We start from the raw sequence: 17,260 nt of genomic DNA, 5'->3' as shown, positions 1-17,260 counted from the left end.
CAGGAGTCACATTGACAGAGGCGATCACGCAAGCCTACGCTCGCTTTTGAACAACGGTAAGACAACGCCGCTTTGAGCGCGTGTCAGCGGCATCCGAAGCGGATGTGACCGCACCCAACCTCCCGGCCACCCTTCGGAAACGTCCAGTCCACCCAGTCGTTTACGGAGATATTGGCCGCATGAAGGGCATCATTCTGGCCGGGGGCAATGGCACCCGGCTCTACCCGTTAACGTACGCCGTGTCGAAGCAGATACTCCCGGTGTACAACAAACCCCTGATCTATTATCCGCTCTCGGCACTCATGCTGGGCGGCATACAGGAAATCCTTGTCATCTCTTCGCCACGGCATCTGGGCACGTTCCGCGATCTGCTCGGGGACGGCAGTCAGCTCGGTCTGAGCATAGAATACGCCGAGCAGGCGGAGGCGAATGGCATCGCCGAGGCATTCATCATCGGCGCGGAATTCATCGGCGATGACGCCGTGACGCTGGTGCTCGGCGACAACATCTTCCACGGTCCCGGCCTCGGCAGAATGATCCAGGCCGAGACTCGGAACGTCGACGGCTGCGTCCTCTTCGGCTATTCGGTCGGAGATCCCGAGCGGTACGGCATCGGCGAGGTGGACGCCGACGGGCAGCTCGTCTCCCTGGAGGAGAAGCCCACGTCACCCCGGTCCAACCTGGCCATCACCGGCCTGTACGTGTACGGCAACGACGTCGTGGACGTGGCCAAGAACCTGCGGCCGTCGCGCCGCGGCGAGCTTGAGATCACCGATGTGAACCGCGTCTACCTGGAGCAGGGCAGGGCCAGGATGGTCAACCTGGGACGCGGGTTCGCCTGGCTGGACACCGGCACCCACGACTCCCTCCTCCAGGCCTCGCAGTTCGTGCAGACGCTGGAGCAGCGTCAGGGGGTACGGATAGCGTGCCTGGAGGAGATTGCTTTCCGTATGAACTTCATCGACGCCACGGCCTGTTACGACCTCGGCAGTCGGCTCGCGAAAACCGATTACGGAAAGTATCTGATGGAGATTTCCCGACAAGCCCGTCAAGACTGAAAGGCGTCCAGTGCGCATAGTTGTCACCGGTGGTGCCGGCTTCATCGGATCTAATTTCGTCAGGCACGCGGTGCAGGGTGCATATCCAGCCCTCACGGGAGCCGATGTGGTGGTGCTCGACAAGCTCACCTACGCGGGCCGGAAAGAAAACCTCACCTCTGTTCTCGACAATCCCTCGCTGCGTTTCGTGGAGGGCGATATCTGCGACGCCCCCTTGATGCGCGACGTGCTGCGCGACAGCGATCTCGTCGTGCATATCGCCGCCGAGTCGCACGTCGACCGCTCCATTTCCGGGGCCGAGGAGTTCGTACGGACCAATGTGCTCGGGACGCAGACGCTCCTGACCGCCGCCCTGGCGGCGGGCGTGGGGAAATTCGTGCATGTCTCGACCGATGAGGTGTACGGCTCGCTCGACGCCGAAGGGACACCATGGACGGAAGAGGCGCCCCTCTCCCCGAACTCCCCTTATGCGGCGTCGAAGGCCTCCTCCGACCTGATGGCTCTCGCTTTTCAGCGGACGCATGGACTTCCGGTCTGCGTCACCCGCGGTTCCAACACTTATGGCCCGTATCAGTACCCGGAGAAGATAATCCCGCTGTTCGTCTCCCGTCTGCTGGCCGGCCAGCAGGTGCCGCTCTATGGGGACGGCACGCATGTACGGGACTGGCTGCACGTCGACGACCACTGCCAGGGCATCGCGCTGGTCGCAGCGGGCGGCGAACCCGGCGAGGTCTACAACGTCGGCGGCGGCACGGAGCTGACCAACCGCGCGCTGACCGGGCGACTGCTCGACCTGCTCGGCAAGGACACGTCGATGGTGGAGCGGGTGACCGACCGCAAGGGCCACGACCGGCGGTACGCGATGGACATCTCCAAGATCTCCGGCGCCCTGGGCTACAAGCCGGCGGTGCCGTTCGACGACGGGCTCGCGGCGACGGTCGACTGGTACCGGCAGCACCACGGCCTGTGGGCGGACGGCGCGTAACGCGCCCCGCTCCGGAACCCCGGCCGGTGCCGGGCCACAGCCTCACGGCTGCGGCCCGGCACCGTCCTGGTGGGTTGCGCCCGTCAGCTCTGCGCGGGCGTCCCCGGGGTCACACCGGCAGCCGTGACCTCCAACAGGCTGCCGTACGGCGGCAGTTCACCACCGATGCCCGCGATCAGCCAGCAGGTGCGGTCACGGGTGAGCTCCGCGAGCAGCTCGGCGAGGTGCGCGTCGGCGACGAACGGGTCCGTGCCCGCGGTCGCGTCCACGACCACCAGCGACGGGTCGTCCCGCAGCGCCCGCAGCAGCGCGAGCCGCCAGCGGTCCCGCTCGGACAGTGCCGCCTCCTCCTCCACCGCGGCCCGCAGCCGGCCGAGCGCCTCGCGCACGCCGGGCCGCTCCGCCGACCCCTCGGGGAAGGAGCCGAGCACCAGGGCCGCCTCCTCGCGGGTGAGGCCCGGTGCCTGCGGGGAGACGCGGGCGATGTGCCCTTCGACCACGGACGGGGCGAGGGCGGCGACGTCCGTGCCGCCGATCCGCACCTGCCCCGAGGTCGGGGTGACATCGCCGGTCAGCAGGTCGCCGAGGAGCAGCCGGATGCCGTCGGGGGCGCCGACGAGCGCCGTGGTGGTGCCGTCCGCGGTCGCGAAGGAGACCCCGTCGAGCACCGCCGTGCCCTCGATCGTCAGGCCCACACCGTCGAAGACGACGTCGGCGCTGCCGGGCCAGTCGGCGGCAGGGCGGCCGTCGCGCGCGCCGCTCTCCTCGTGCGTGCCGAGGAGCTTGCCGATGCCGGCCATCACCTCGCGGGCGTTCATGATGGTGCTGGTCAGCAGGACGGCCTCCATCATGGGCCGGTAGGTGAGTACCGCCAGGACGATCAGCGCGACACCCTCCGTCCCGGTCAGGCCGTCGTCGCCGGCGGCCAGCCAGGCGCACACACCGACCGCCGCGCAGGCGGCGAGCTCGACCACACGCCACAGCAGCACCTCGCCGGTGGCGGGCAGCACGTGGCCGCCGGAGTGCGGCGTGCCCGGCTTTCCGTAGCTCCGCCGCAGCCACTCCGCCCCGTCCGGCTCCTCGCGCCGCACGAGCAGCCGGGCCACGAGAAGGGAGCACAGCGCGAGGACAGCCAGCCCCCCGGCCAGCGTCAGCGCGACGCGTACGTCGAAGAAGGCGCTGATGACGATCACCGTCAGCGGGGTGGCGACGGCCGCGACCGCCGGGCGCAGCACGTGGGCGGGCAGGCCCATCAGGACCACGACCGCGGTGCCGTCCAGCGCCGCGAGCCGGTCGGAGTGGCTCGCGTCGAGCTCCCGGTTGGGCAGCTTCTGCGTGCGCTCGGCGACCGCCCTGTGCAGGGTGGTCACCAGCTCGGCGCCCAGGTCGTTGCCCATCGGCACGCTGCGGTGGTGGAGCACCCCGTACACCACGCCGGCGGCGGCCATGACGCCGATCCAGGTCCAGGGCACCGCCGCGCCGGGCGTGAGCAGGTCCTCGGTGACCGGCACCACCAGGGCGAAAGCGACGCCCTGGATCACGGAGCCGACCAGCAGGAACAGGCAGAGCGAGCGCAGCGCCCGCTGCCCCGTGGCGTGCAGGAAGAGAGCGAGTACGGGCCTCATCGGGCCACCTCCTGGGACGCCGCGCCTCCGGTGGATCGCGCGGGCGCCGTGGAAAGGGCCGCGGAGCCCGCGGCGAGCCGCGCGTCCCGGGCCGGGTCGAACAGTCCGGCGTACGGTCCGCCGGGTCCCGCCAGCTCCTCGTGGGTGCCGGACGCGACCACCTTTCCCGCCTCGCTCACCACGAACCGCCCGTCGGTGACCACCGGCGGACCGGTGGCGACGACGACCACACAGGCCCGCTCCCGCAAGCCGGTGACCGCGGTCCGCAGGGTGTCCGGGTCGCCGGGGAAGGCGCGCTGGTCGAGCAGGACGACGTCGCGGTCGGCGGCGAGCAGCCGGGCGAGCGCGAGCCGTTGGAGTTCGGGGTAGGACTGGGGGGCCTCGGTGCCCACGATCGCGTCGTAGCCGCGCGGCAGCGCGGCGATCGACTCGTGGCAGCCGGCGGCGCGCGCGGCCCGCTCGGCCTCCTTTGGATCGCCGTCGGCACGGTCGGCGGTGATGTACGCGCCGATCGCGCCGATGACGACCGCGGGGTCGGCCTCGACCGCGGCGAACCGCTCCGCGGGGGTCTGTGCGGTGATCCCGTCGATGATCGCGTCGGCGTCCGCGTCGGTGGCGGCGACGACCGTCACCACGCCCCGCTCCGGCAGCTCGGGCAGCTCGACGGCGGGACCCGGGTCCTCCTGCGGCTCCGGCTCCTTTCCCGCGTCCGCCTTCGGCCTGGACTTCGGCTTCGCGTCGCCGGGTCCTGCCGGTGCGCTCCCCGTGGCGAACTGCGTCAGGCGCGCCGCCGCCTTCTTGCCCTCGCCCACTTCCTCCAGGAAGTAGGTGATGGCCAGCAGGGGCGCCGCGAGCCCCGCGCCGAGGAGCAGGAACGGCACCAGGTCGGCGGGCGCCAGCGAGTCCGAGCGGATCAGCAGCGCTCCTCCGCACAGCACGAAGACGAGCACGGTCAGCGGCGAGAAGGCGATCTCCGCGAGGGCGCGGCCGCCGAGCAGCGAGCCGATGCGTACGCGGAAGAACTCGCTGAACTCGTCGGTGACGTCGGCCAGCCTGCGGGCCGAGGTACGGGTGGCCTCGGCCGTGTCGGCCCGGGTGCCCACGGGGTTGACGCGCTGGGGCAGGGTGAGGGTGGGCCGCACGGCGTCGATGCCGCCGATGCTCGTCGCGTAGTCGGTCGCCATCTCCTTGAAGAAGCGGGCGGAGATGAAACCGAAGACGGCGAAGCCCAGCAGGATCGGCGCCAGGGTGATGAGCGCCATCAGCCAGTCGACCCAGAACAGATAGCCGATCGACAGGACGAAGACCAGGACGGCCGAGAGGAGCTCCGATCCGGCCCGGCCGACCATCACGCCCATCGAGTGGATGTCACGGCCCAGAGTGGTGCCGTGCTCCTGCCAGGCGGCGTGCAGCGGGCGGGCGGCATGGGCGCCGCGCAGCCTGCCGGTGACCGCGAGGAGCAGGGCGTACTGGGTGCGCGCCCCCGCCTCCTTGCTCAGGACGCGACCCGCCAGCTGGGCCACGAATCCGACGACCGCCGCGGCGGCGACCAGGAGGACGAGCCGGCCGATCCTGCCCCCGTCGGGGTCGCCGTCGAGCAGTTCCCTGCACACCTCGATGACGGCGAGGACGGGGCCGACCGTGGCCGCCGCCCCTACCGCTTCCAGGACGAGCGCCGTACGGGCGCGCCAGGCGATTCCGGTGGGTGCGCTCATCGCTTCGTGACCAGGTGGTCGCCGAGGACGAGGTAGTCGATGTCGGTGCCGAGGAAGCACTCGACGGCGTCCTTCGGGGAGCAGACGACCGGCTCGCCCGCGACGTTGAAGGAGGTGTTGACCAGGCACGGCACATCGGTGCGCGCGGTGAACTCACGCAGCAGCGCGGCCAGTCGGGGGTTGCTGTCGTCCGTAACGGTCTGGATGCGCGAGGTGGCGTCGACGTGCGTGGCGGCCGCGATCCTCTCCGTGTACTCGGGCTTCACGGGGAACACGAAGGTCATGTACGGCGAGCGCTGCTTCTTGCCGAGCTCGAAGACACTGGCCGCGTTCTCCTCCAGGACGATGGGGGCGAACGGGCGGAACGGCTCGCGGTGCTTGACGCGGGTGTTGATGACGTCCTTCATGTCGGCGTGTGACGGGTTGGCCAGGATGGAACGGTTGCCGAGCGCGCGCGGGCCGTACTCGGTGCGGCCCTGGAACCAGCCGATGACGGTCTTGCCGCTGAGCAGTTCGGCGGTCTTCGCGACGATCGCGCCGTCGGCGTACTCCTCCCAGGTGACCCGGTCGGTGTAGCCGTCCAGGGTGGCGACGATCTCCTCGGCGGTGTACTCCGGGCCGAGGTAGGGCGTCTTCACCGGCACGATCGGGACGTTCTTCTCGCGGACGACGTGGGCGGCGGCGCCGATGGAGACACCCGGGTCGCTGGCGCCGAAGCTGACCTCGGCGCGCTCGAAGGGCAGTTCCTCGAGCAGCTTGGTGTTGTTGACGCAGTTGAGCGCCACACCGCCCTCGTAGATGAGGTCGCGCAGGTCGGTGACGTCGGCGAGGGCGCGCAGCTGGTGCGCGGTGACCACTTCGAGGGCCTGCTGGGCGGCGCTCGCGACCCGGACCTGGAATTCGAACTCGCCCCGGTTGTCGTCGTTGCCGCCGAAGATCTCGTCGAAGAGGGGGAGGTAGGCGCGGGGGCCGCGCGGGTCGTCGGCCAGGGCCAGCGCGTAGCGCCCGGGGCCGTCGAAGGTGATGACGTGGTTCAGGAGGGGGTTGTCCTCCCGCGCCGGCGGCTGCCCGAACCCGCCGAGGCCCATGACCTTGTACTCGTCGTTGTTCGGGGTGAATCCGAGATACCGCGTGATCTCGGCGAAGAGCTGGGCGATCGAGTTGCGGGAGTCGATCGTGAACTGTTCGAAGACCTTCACCTCGCCGTCGCGGACCTCGCCCATGATGGCGCTGTCCGCTTCGCCCTGGCCGTCGCTGATGAGGAAGGCGGCGTCCTCGAAACCGGCGAAGGTGCGGCCGCAGGCGAGGTGTGCCCGGTGGTGCGGGACCGTGATGAGCTTGTCCTCGGTCAGCTCGTGGCCGGTGTTGCGGGCGAAGTCCTCCAGGATGGCGGTCTTGCCGAGCATGCCGGTGTAGAGCTCGCCGAAGCCGGAGATGGCCTGGAACTTGTACTCGGGGGGTATCGGCGCCCCGGCGAGCTTGGAGATGGCGTCGTCGGCGAACTCCGGGGTGAACCGCCAGCCGAAGGCGTAGTAGTCGACGTCGGCGAAGTCGATCCCCGCCTGGCCGAGGACCCAGCGCATGGCGTTGATCGGGAAGGCGGTGGTCTTCTTCTGCCGGTTCATGCGCTCTTCCTCGACGGCGGCGACCAGCTTGCCGTCGATGAACAGCGACGCGGCCGCGTCGTGGCCGAGGAAGCTGTGCCGGTCGACGCTGTCCTGCGTATAGCCGTAGAGCTTGCCGAAGAGCTCGGCGGCGCGGGAGAACCCGTTGTAACCAAGAACTATCACTGCGCTGTCTCCTATGAAAGGGGTGGGCGAACTGCCCTGTGCCGACCGGTGGTTCAGATGCCACGCTCCGCGAGCCAGGCGCGGATCGCGGCGGTGGTCGCGCCGATGTGCTCCTCCATGAGCGTGAAGTGGTCGCCGGGTGCGGTGACCAGCGTGTGCGGAAGCGACCAGGAGGCCCGCCAGCTCTCGTCGTCGAAGCCGTCGGCCTGGTGCTTCAGGGGGTCCTCGGCGCGTACGAAGAGCGTCGGAGCCTCGGTCGGCGCGATCTCGCACTCGTCCATGAGCGTGTGGTAATGCCCCATGGCGCTGAGTCGTACGCCGCTCAACGCGCCGCTTCCGAAGAGGTGTTCGCGGGCGAAGAGGCCCTCCATCATGGCCCGGCTCAGGTCGGCGGAGAACTCCGTGCCGGCCTGGAAGGTGTCCAGGACGACGGTGCCGACGAGGGTGAGCCCCGCCCGCTCCGCACGCGTGGCCAGCGCGTGGCCGATCAGCCCGCCCGCGGAGTGCCCGAGGAGCACGAACGGCCGCGAGCCCACGGCCGAGCGCAGCGCCTCGACCTGGGCGTCGAGGAACGCCTCGAACGAGCCGGGCACCAACTGCCCTTCCACGAAGCCCGGGTTGACCAGCACCATCACGTCGCGTTCGCCCTCGATCCGCTGGGCGAGACCGACGTACTGGAGGGGGCCCGCGGTCGCCGTGATCGCCGGGACGCACACGAGTGCCGCCCGGTCCGCGTCGCCCCTGGCGAGACGGATCGGCTCCTGCGCCTGCTCCGCCGCGTCCTCGGAGCCGAAGGCGGCCCGCAGCCTGCCCGCGGCCTGGATGAGGTCCATGCCGGTCGAGCCCGCCGTGCCGAGGGCGTAGGACTGGCGGTAGAGGGCCTCCAGGCTGTCGAACGGCGATGCGGGGGCGGCGGGTGCCGTGCCGGTGGTGCCCGCGTCGTCCGGCTCGGGTGCGGTGCCGACGAGGTCGACCAGGTGCGCGGCGAGGAGCGCCGTGGTCGGGTGCTCGAACAGCGTGGCCGCGGGGAGCTCCAGGCGCAGCAGGGAGCCGAGCCTGGCGCGCATGTCGATGCCCGCCATCGAGTCGACGCCCAGGTCGAGGAAGTCGGCGTCCACGTCGATGACTTCGGCGTCGCCGTGTCCGAGGACCGCGGCGAGTTCGGTGCGGACGAGGTCCTCGACGAGCCGGGCCCGCTTGTCGGGATCGGCGGCCAGGATCCGTGCGACGGCGTTCCGCCCCGACTGCGCGGGGCGGTCGGTGGGCTGCCGGGCGGGGGTGCGCGGGGTGCGGGCCTCGGTGTCCTCTGCGCGCCGGAAGCCGGCGGTGGGCACCGCCCGCATGGTCACCTCGCGGACCTCGGCGACCGGCCGTCCGGTGGTGTCGGCCAGGTGCAGGGCGAGCGCGCCGTCGCCCGCGTCGGACAGCCGTACGCGAAGACTCGTGGTGCCCGTGGCGTCCAGGACCCGGACCCCGCCCCAGCCGGCGGAGAGCCAAACCCGCGCGCCGCCCGTGTCCGCGTCCGTGTCCGTGTACGTGTCCGTGTCCGTGTCCGTGGGAGGCTCGGCGATGTGCGCGTGCAGCGCGGCGTCGAGCAGGGCCGGGTGCGGGCCGCCGAAGCCGTGCGCCGCGGCGGAGGCCTCGTCGTGCAGCGTCACCTCCGCGAAGAGGTCGGTGCCGCTGCGCCAGGCGGCGCGCAGGCCGCGGAAGACGGGCCCGTGGAAGTGGCCCCGCTCCTCCAGGGCGGCGTAGAGCGCGGCCGGTTCGAGGGCCTGGGCGCCGGGCGGCGGCCAGGCTCCGGACAGGACGCGGAACCCGGTGGTGTCCACGGGGCTGTGCGGGACGGGCGCGACGACGGCGCGGGCGTGGCGCGTCCACTCTCCCGCCTCCTCGCCGGCCCCCGGTTCGGGCCGGGAGTGCACGGTCAGGGTGCGCAGACCCGCCTCGTCCGCCGCGCCGACCTGGACCTGGACGTGCACGGCGGCGTGGGGGTCCACGACCAGCGGCGCTTCCAGGGCGAGTTCGGCCACCTGGGCGCAGCCGAGCCTGCCTCCCGCGTACAGCGCCCAGTCGAGCAGGACGGTGCCGGGCAGTACGACGGTGTCCGCGACCGCGTGGTCGGCGAGCCAGGGGTGGGTGGCCCGTGCGAGCCTGCCGGTGAGCAGGGCCGTGTCGCTGTCCGCGGGCTCGACCGCGCCGGCGAGCAGCGGGTGGCCGGCCGCCGTGAGCCCGACGGTGCCCGCGTCGCCCGCGGGTGCGGAGACGTCCAGCCAGTAGCGGCGGCGCTGGAAGGCGTACGTGGGTACGTCGGCGGGGCGCGCCGAGGTGTCGAGCAGGGCCGTCCAGTCGACGGTGCCGCCGCGTGCCCACAGTGCCGCGGCGGTCGACAGCGGTGCGGGGCGCCCCTCGTGGGCGTCCCGTAGAGCGGCGGTGACGAGGAGGGCGGGGCCGTCGGCGGCCGTGGCTTCCTCGACGGCGGCGGTCGTCTCCGGGGAGACGAGGGTGCCCAGCTCGACGATGGCCTCGACGCCGTCGCCGAGCAGCGCCTTCACCGCGGCGTCCGGCCTGACGGGCTCGCGCGGGGTGTCGTGCCAGTACGTCGCGTCCAGGTCCTCGGCTCCGAGGCGTGACCCGGTGGCGGCCGAGTACATCCGTATGCGTGCGTCGCCCGTGGTGATCCGGCCTGCCGGTGCCGTCGACCGCTCGCTCGGGGCGTCGGGTCGCGGGGCGCGGGCCGTCACGTCACGCACGGCCACGGGTTCGTGCCCGGACTCGTGCTCGGGCTGGTGCTCGGCGAGGAGGCGGCCCCGCTCGGCGGCGAGCAGTGCGCCGTCGGCGCGGGACAGGATGCCGGCGGCGCAGGCCGCGGCGATCTCGCCGCCGCCGATGCCGACGACGGCGGCGGGGGTGATGCCCGCGGCCGACCACATCTCGGCGAGCGACACCGTGACCGCCCACAGGACGGGGTGGGCGACGGCCGGGTCGGTGAGCCGCGCGGGCTCCTCACGCAGGACGTCGAGCAGCGCGAATCCGGTGTGCGGGGCCAGGGCAGCGGCGCACTCGGCCATGGTGGAGGCGAACACCGGTGAGGCTTCGAGGAGTTCGCGTGCCGCCTCGGGCAGCCCTTCGGCCCGGTCGGGGAAGACGAACGCGGTCCTGAGTGCCCCGCGCGCCGTGCCGAGCACGGCGTCGTCACCGGGAGCGTCCCCGGCCGCCAGGGTGTCGAGGGCCGCGGCGAAGCCCGTGGCGTCCTCGGCCAGGACGACGGCGCGGTGCTCGAAGGCGGTCCGGCCGGTGGCCAGCGCGATGGCCGTCCCCGCCAGGTCCACGTCCGGCGCGACGGCGTGCTCGCGCAGCCGCGCCGCCTGGGCCCGCAGCGCGGCAGGTGACTTGGCGGACAGCACCCACGGCACCACCCCGGGAACCGGCTTCCCGGTCTCCTGGCCCGCGGTGTCCCGGGGGGCCTGCTCCAGGATCACGTGGGCATTCGTACCGCTGATCCCGAAGGAGGACACACCCGCGCGCCGTGGCCCCTCCCCCGGCCACGCGACCTTCTCAGTCGCCAACTCCACGGCGCCGGACGCCCAGTCGACGTGGCTGCTCGGCTCGTCCACATGCAGCGTGGGCGGCACGACGCCGTGCCGCATCGCCAGCACCATCTTGATGACCCCGGCGACACCCGCTGCGGCCTGCGTGTGACCGATGTTCGACTTCACCGAACCCAGCAGCAGCGGCCGGCCACCCGGCCGCTCCTGCCCGTACGTGGCGAGCAGCGCCTGCGCCTCGATCGGGTCACCGAGCGACGTCCCCGTACCGTGCGCCTCCACCACGTCCACGTCCGCGGCGCCGACACCCGCGCTCGCCAACGCCTCGCGGATGACCCGCTGCTGGGACGGACCGTTCGGCGCCGTCATGCCGTTCGACGCACCGTCCTGGTTCACCGCGGTGCCCCGGACGACGGCGAGCACGCGGTGGCCGTTGCGGCGGGCGTCAGAGAGGCGCTCCACCAGCAGGACACCGACGCCCTCGCCCCACGCGGTGCCGTCGGCGCCGTCGGCGAACGCCTTGCAGCGGCCGTCGGGGGCGAGGCCGCCCTGCTTCCCGAACTCCGTGAACACACCGGGGGTCGCCATGACGGCGACGCCGCCGGCGAGCGCCAGGTCGCACACGCCGCCGCGCAGCGCGGACACGGCCATGTCCAGGGCGACGAGGGAGGAGGAGCAGGCCGTGTCGATCGTCACGGCGGGGCCCTCGAAGCCGAAGGTGTAGGCGATGCGGCCGGAGGCGACGCTGCCCGCGGTGCCGTTGCTGAGATAGCCCGCGATCTCCTCGGGGATCTCCTGGAGCCGTGCCACGTAGTCGTGGTGCATCAGGCCCGCGTACACGCCGGTCCTGCTGCGCCGCAGGCTCGTCGGGTCGATGCCCGCGCGCTCGATGGCCTCCCAGGAGGTCTCGAGGAGCAGGCGGTGCTGCGGGTCCATCGTGGTGGCCTCGCGCGGCGAGACACCGAAGAATCCCGCGTCGAACTCGGCGGCGTCGTACAGGAATCCACTCTCGCGGACGTACGTCGATCCGGTGCGGCCGGGCTCGGGGTCGTAGAGCCGCTGGAGGTCCCAGCCGCGGTCGGCGGGGAAGCCTCCGATGCCCTCGCGGCCGCCGGCGACCATGTCCCACAGCTCTTCGGGGGAGCCGACGCCGCCGGGGTAGCGGCAGGCCATGCCGACGATGGCGATGGGGTCGTCGTCGGTGGCCCCCGCCCGTACGGCGTGTGCGCCGCGCTCGGCGGGGCCTGCCAGCGCCTCGTCGAGGAAGCCGGCCAGCGCCTCGGGGCTCGGGTAGTCGAAGACGAGGGTGGTGGGCAGCTGGACCTTGGTGAACTCGGCCAGGCGGTTGCGGAGTTCGACGGCGGTCAGCGAGTCGAAGCCGAGGGCGTCGAAGGACTGCTCCGGCGCGATGTCTTCGGGCCTGGTGTGGCCGAGGACGGTGGCGACGTGTTCGCGCACCAGGTCCACGAGCGCGGCGACGCGCTCCGCGTCCGGCAGGCCGAGCAGCCGTTCGTGCCAGGCCGACGAGACGGCCGCGGGGGCGGCCGCCGCACGGCGCGGGGCGGGCCTGGCCAGGGAGCGCAGCAGTGCGGGCGGGTCGGCCTGGCCTCGCAGGTCCAGGCGTACGGGGACGGCGACCGGCGCGGTGAGCCGTACCGCGGCGTCGAACAGGGCGAGGCCCTCGTCGGCGCTGAAGGCGCGCAGGCCACCGCGGTCGAGCCGGCCCAGGTCGGTGTCGCTGAGCGTGCCGGTCATGGCGCTGATGTCGGCCCACAGGCCCCAGGCCAGCGAGTGCGCGGGCAGGCCCGACGCGCGGCGATGCCGGGCGAGCGCGTCCAGGAAGGTGTTGGCGGCCGCGTAGTTTGACTGGCCCGGGGAGCCGAAGACGCCGGCGGCGGAGGAGAAGAGGACGAACAGATCGAGGTCCCGCTCCTTGGTGAGCTCGTGCAGGTGCCAGGCGGCGTCGGCCTTGGGCCGCAGGACGGTGTCCAGGCGTTCGGCGGTCTGCGCGGTGACCATGCCGTCGTCCAGGACGCCGGCCGCGTGCACCACGCCGCGCAACTCGGGCAGCGAGCCGATGAGTTCGGCCAGCTCGGACCGCTGGGATACGTCGCAGACGGCGAGGCGCACCTCGGCGCCGGCCGCGCGCAGCTCCTCGGCGAGTCCGGTGGCTCCCGGCGCGTCGGCGCCGCGCCGCCCGGCGAGGACCAGGTCGCGTACGCCGTGGGCGGTGACCAGGTGGCGGGCGACGGCGGAGCCGATGACGCCGGTGCCACCGGTGACCAGGAAGGTGCCCTGCCCGGAGCAGGGGGCCGGGGCCTCGGCGTCGGGTGCGGTACGCACCAGGCGTGGCACGAAGACGTCGCCGCCCCGGACCGCGATCTCGGTCTCCTGGTCGGCGAGGGCGGCGCCCACGGCGGGCCAGGGGACGTCGGCGGGGTCGGCGCCGGGTGCCAGGTCGAGCAGCGCGAACCGTTCGGGGTGCTCGGAGCGTGCCGAGCGCACCAGGCCGTGCACGGCGGCCTGGACCGGGTCGGCGCCTTCGCCGGGGTGCACCTCGACGGCGCCCCTGGTCAGGACGGTCAGCCGGGCGGAGGCCGAGGCGTCGTGCGCCAGCCATGCGTGGATGTGTGCCAGGGCGTGGCCCACGTGGGCACGTACCCCTTCGAGGATGTCGGTGCCGCCGTCCCCCGCGCAGTCGAGGAGCACGGTGTCGGCGCCCGTCAGCGCGTCGAGGGAGGTGTCCGGGCCCCAGAGCCGCGGGGCCTCGCTCGCGGCGGCGTCCCGCGCGACCGCCTTCCTGGGCTCCCAGGCCTCGGTGAACAGCGACTCCGCGACGACCGCGCGCCGCGGGCCGACGGGGGTCTGGGAGACGGGCCGCAGCACGAGTTCGTCGATGCCGACGACGGGGGTGCCCGTGGCGTCGGCGATCCGTACGCGTACGGCGGCGGTGCCCGTGGTCGTCAGGCAGACGCGGACGGTGCGGGCGCCGCTCGCCCACAGCCGCACGCCGGACCAGGCGAACGGCAGCCGCGAGGTGTTCTCGGCGTCGTCGACCACGCCGCCGAGGCCGATGCCGTGCAGGGCGGCGTCGAGCAGGGCCGGGTGGATGCCGAAGCCGGTGACGTCGTCCGCCGCGCCCTCGGGCAGCTCCACGTCCGCGTAGAAGTCACCGTCCCGCCGCCAGGCCCTGCGCAGCCCCTGGAAGGCGGGGCCGTAGGCATAGCCCTGCTCGGCGAGGGCGGGGTAGAAGTCCTCGGTCTCGACCGGGGCCGCGCCGCGGGGCGGCCACACCGCGCCCGTGACGGCGCCGAAGTCGTCGGCGTCGGGGCCCGGGACGGCGGGGGCGACGACGCCTTGGGCGTGCCTGATCCACTCGGTCTCGACGCCGCTCGTGCCGTCGTCGGACGGTTCGATGCGGGAGTGCACGACGACGTGGCGGTGGCCCTCGTCGTCGGGGGCGCCGACGCCGACCTGGATCTGCACGGCGTCCTCGGGGGCGAGGACGAGCGGGGTCTCCAGGGTGAGGTCGCGGAGGTGGCCGCAGCCCACGTTCTGCCCGGCGCGCAGGGCGAGTTCGACGAAGGCGGTGCCCGGCAGGAGCACGGCGCCCACCACGGCGTGGTCGGCGAGCCAGGGGTGGGTGGCGAGCGAGACGCGGCCGGTGAGGACGGAGCCGCCCGCGGCGCCGCCGTCGGCGACGCTGACGGCGGCGCCGAGCAGCGGGTGGTCGAGCCCGGCGAGGCCCGCCCCGCTCACGTCGCCCGCGCGGCGCGGCGGGACGCGGGGCCAGAACCGCTGCCGTTCGAAGGGGTACGTGGGCAGGTCCTGGACCGCGGGTACGGCGGGCAGCAGCGCGCGCCAGTCCACGTCGGCGCCGCCGGTCCACAGGGCGCCGACCGCCCGCAGCAGGGCGGCGACGAGGGGCCGTTCGCGGTGGGCGACGGAGGTGACGGTGGCGCGGTGGCCCTCGGAGAGGCTCTCCTCCAGGGGGCGGGTGAGCACGGCGTGCGGGCCGATCTCCAGGAAGGCGTCCACGCGTGGTTCCGCGGCGCGCACGGCGTCCTGGAAGTGGACGGCATCGCGGGCGTGCCGCACCCAGTAGTCCGGGGACGTGATGTCGTCCGCCGCGAGCCTGCCGGTGACGGTGGAGACCATCGGGACGGCCGGGCGGGAGAAGGTGAGCCGCGTGAGCACGGAGCGGAACTCGTCGAGCACCGGCTCCATGAGCGGCGAGTGGAAGGCGTGGCTGACCTGGAGTCTGCGCGTGCGCCTGCCCGCGCGGGCGGCGGCCTCCGCCACCTGGTCCACGGCGTCCGACGCGCCGGACACGACGACGGCGGAGGGACCGTTGACCGCGGCGACGGCCACCTGCTCCCGGTGCTGCTCGGGCAGGGCGCGCAGCCATGCCTCGGCCTGCGCCCGGGTGGCGTCGAGGGCCAGCATGGCGCCGCCTTCGGGCAGCCGCTGCATGAGGGCGCCACGGGCGACGGCCAGCGTGACCGCGTCTTCCAGGGAGAGGACCCCGGCCACGTGGGCGGCGGCGATCTCACCGATGGAGTGGCCGAGGACGACGTCCGGGCGCACGCCCCACGCCTCCAGGGTGCGGAACAGCGCTACCTCGACGGCGAAGAGGGCGATCTGGGTGTAGCCGGTCCGGTGGATCAGGTCCGCGTGGTCCGAGGAGCGTCCGGCGGAGCCCGCGAGCACCACGTCGGCCAGGGGGACGTCGAGCTGCGGGTCGGCGGCGGCACAGACGGCGTCGAACGCCGCGGCGAACGCGGGCAGCCGCTCGTACCACTGCCCTCCCATGCCCTCCCACTGCGCGCCCTGCCCCGCGAAGACGAAGGCGGTCTTGGCGCCGGGCCGCGCCGTGCCGTGGACCAGGTGGCGGCCCGCGGTGCCCTTGTCCGCCAGGGTGTCGAGGGCCGCGGCGAAGCCCGTGGCGTCCTCGGCCAGGACGACGGCGCGGTGCTCGAAGGCGGTCCTGGTGGTGGCCAGCGCGACCGCTGTTCCCGCGAGGTCGACGTCCCGCTCGACGTGCTCGCGCAGCCGCGCCGCCTGGGCGCGCAGCGCGGCGGGCGACTTGGCGGACAGCACCCACGGCACCACCCCGGGAACCGGCTTCCCGGCCTCCTGGCCCGCGGTCTCCAAAGGCGCCTGCTCCAGGATCACGTGGGCATTCGTACCGCTGATCCCGAAGGAGGACACACCCGCGCGCCGTGGCCCCTCCCCCGGCCACGCGACCTTCTCAGTCGCCAACTCCACGGCGCCGGACGCCCAGTCGACGTGGCTGCTCGGCTCGTCCACATGCAGCGTGGGCGGCACGACGCCGTGCCGCATCGCCAGCACCATCTTGATGACCCCGGCGACACCCGCTGCGGCCTGCGTGTGACCGATGTTCGACTTCACCGAACCCAGCAGCAGCGGCCGGCCACCCGGCCGCTCCTGCCCGTACGTGGCGAGCAGCGCCTGCGCCTCGATCGGGTCACCGAGCGACGTCCCCGTACCGTGCGCCTCCACCACGTCCACGTCCGCGGCGCCGACACCCGCGCTCGCCAACGCCTCGCGGATGACCCGCTGCTGGGACGGACCGTTCGGCGCCGTCATGCCGTTCGACGCACCGTCCTGGTTCACCGCGGTGCCCCGGACGACGGCGAGCACGCGGTGGCCGTTGCGGCGGGCGTCAGAGAGGCGCTCCACCAGCAGGACACCGACGCCCTCGCCCCACGCGGTGCCGTCGGCACCTTCTGCGAACGCCTTGCAGCGGGCGTCGGCGGAGAGACCGCCCTGCTTGCCGAATTCGGCGAAGACGCCCGGGGTTGCCATCACGGTGACGCCACCGACGAGGGCCAGCGGGCAGTCGCCGGAGCGCAGCGCGCGGGCCGCGAGGTGGAGCGCCACGAGGGAGGCGGAGCAGGCGGTGTCGACGGTCACGGCGGGGCCCTCGAAGCCGAGGGTGTAGGAGATGCGGCCGGAGACGACGCTGGAGGCGTTGCCGGTCAGCAGGTGGCCGAGGGACTCGTGTCCCGCGTGGTTGAGCATGCCGGGGTAGTCGGCGCCGTTGACGCCGATGAACACGCCGGCCTTGCTGCCGTGCAGGCCGGTGACGTCGATCCCGGCGTGCTCGAAGGTCTCCCAGGAGGTCTCGAGGAGCAGCCGCTGCTGCGGGTCCATCTCCAGGGCCTCGCGCGGCGATATGCCGAAGAAGGAGGCGTCGAACTCGGTGGCCGTGTCGAGGAAGCCGCCCTGCGGGCGGGTGGCGCCCTCGGGCTGCTGCCAGCCGCGGTCGGCGGGGAAGTCGCTCATGGCGTCCACGCCGTCGCGCAGCAGCTCCCAGAAGGCCTCGGGCGTGCCGGCCCCGCCCGGGAACCGGCAGCCCATGCCGACGATCGCGATGGGCTCGCGTTCGGCCTCCTCCAGGTCTCGGACACGGTCCCTGGTTCGCTTGAGATCCGCCGTCACCCGCTTCAGGTACTCGACGACCTGCTCTTTCTCAGCCATGTCCGAAACCCCTCGTCGTGCAGAACGTGCTGGTGGGC

The 17,260-nt window shown here is 73.1% G+C and carries 6 protein-coding genes; 2 read left to right on the top strand and 4 right to left on the bottom strand.

Annotated elements, in window-relative coordinates:
* Positions 1 to 179 precede the first annotated feature (179 nt).
* Both rfbA and rfbB read left to right on the top strand, forming a co-directional pair.
* Positions 180 to 1,058, top strand: a complete 879-nt coding sequence (gene rfbA / locus ACF062_RS29055) for a glucose-1-phosphate thymidylyltransferase RfbA (RefSeq protein ID WP_392142609.1) — start codon at positions 180 to 182, stop codon at positions 1,056 to 1,058.
* 10 nt (positions 1,059 to 1,068) lie between these two features.
* Entirely contained in the window at positions 1,069 to 2,043 is a 975-nt protein-coding gene (gene rfbB, locus ACF062_RS29050; RefSeq protein WP_392142608.1) for a dTDP-glucose 4,6-dehydratase, read from the top strand.
* 83 nt (positions 2,044 to 2,126) lie between these two features.
* Here rfbB and ACF062_RS29045 read toward each other — a convergent pair whose 3' ends face one another.
* Genes ACF062_RS29045 through ACF062_RS29030 form a run of 4 tightly spaced genes read right to left on the bottom strand, consistent with a single transcriptional unit; the run spans position 2,127 to position 17,222 of the window.
* A complete protein-coding gene (locus tag ACF062_RS29045) occupies positions 2,127 to 3,668 on the bottom strand; it encodes a hypothetical protein (RefSeq protein WP_392142607.1) in 1,542 nt (513 codons plus the stop codon).
* Positions 3,665 to 5,383 (bottom strand): hypothetical protein, encoded by a 1,719-nt coding sequence (locus tag ACF062_RS29040; protein ID WP_392142606.1) that lies wholly within the window; start codon positions 5,381 to 5,383, stop codon positions 3,665 to 3,667. Before ACF062_RS29040 ends, ACF062_RS29045 begins: the two co-directional genes overlap by 4 nt.
* Positions 5,380 to 7,173 (bottom strand): carbamoyltransferase, encoded by a 1,794-nt coding sequence (locus tag ACF062_RS29035; RefSeq protein ID WP_392142605.1) that lies wholly within the window; start codon positions 7,171 to 7,173, stop codon positions 5,380 to 5,382. The genes ACF062_RS29040 and ACF062_RS29035 overlap by 4 nt, the downstream gene beginning before the upstream one ends.
* A 53-nt stretch (positions 7,174 to 7,226) precedes the next feature.
* Positions 7,227 to 17,222 carry an SDR family NAD(P)-dependent oxidoreductase gene (locus ACF062_RS29030; protein WP_392142604.1) on the bottom strand — a complete coding sequence of 3,332 codons (9,996 nt, stop codon included), beginning with the start codon at positions 17,220 to 17,222 and terminating at the stop codon, positions 7,227 to 7,229.
* Between the last annotated feature and the right edge of the window lie 38 nt (positions 17,223 to 17,260).

The organism is Streptomyces sp. NPDC015345 (assembly GCF_043078805.1).
GTDB lineage: Bacteria > Actinomycetota > Actinomycetes > Streptomycetales > Streptomycetaceae > Streptomyces.
Note: the sequence above shows the minus strand (reverse complement) of the source record. Positions and strands in the feature narration are given on the sequence as shown.

Coding starts and splice junctions, on each gene's coding strand:
- ACF062_RS29045 (WP_392142607.1), bottom strand. CDS start 3,668: ATGAGGCCCGTACTCGCTCTCTTCCTGCACGCCACGGGGCAGCGGGCG.
- ACF062_RS29030 (WP_392142604.1), bottom strand. CDS start 17,222: ATGGCTGAGAAAGAGCAGGTCGTCGAGTACCTGAAGCGGGTGACGGCG.
- ACF062_RS29040 (WP_392142606.1), bottom strand. CDS start 5,383: ATGAGCGCACCCACCGGAATCGCCTGGCGCGCCCGTACGGCGCTCGTC.
- rfbA (WP_392142609.1), top strand. CDS start 180: ATGAAGGGCATCATTCTGGCCGGGGGCAATGGCACCCGGCTCTACCCG.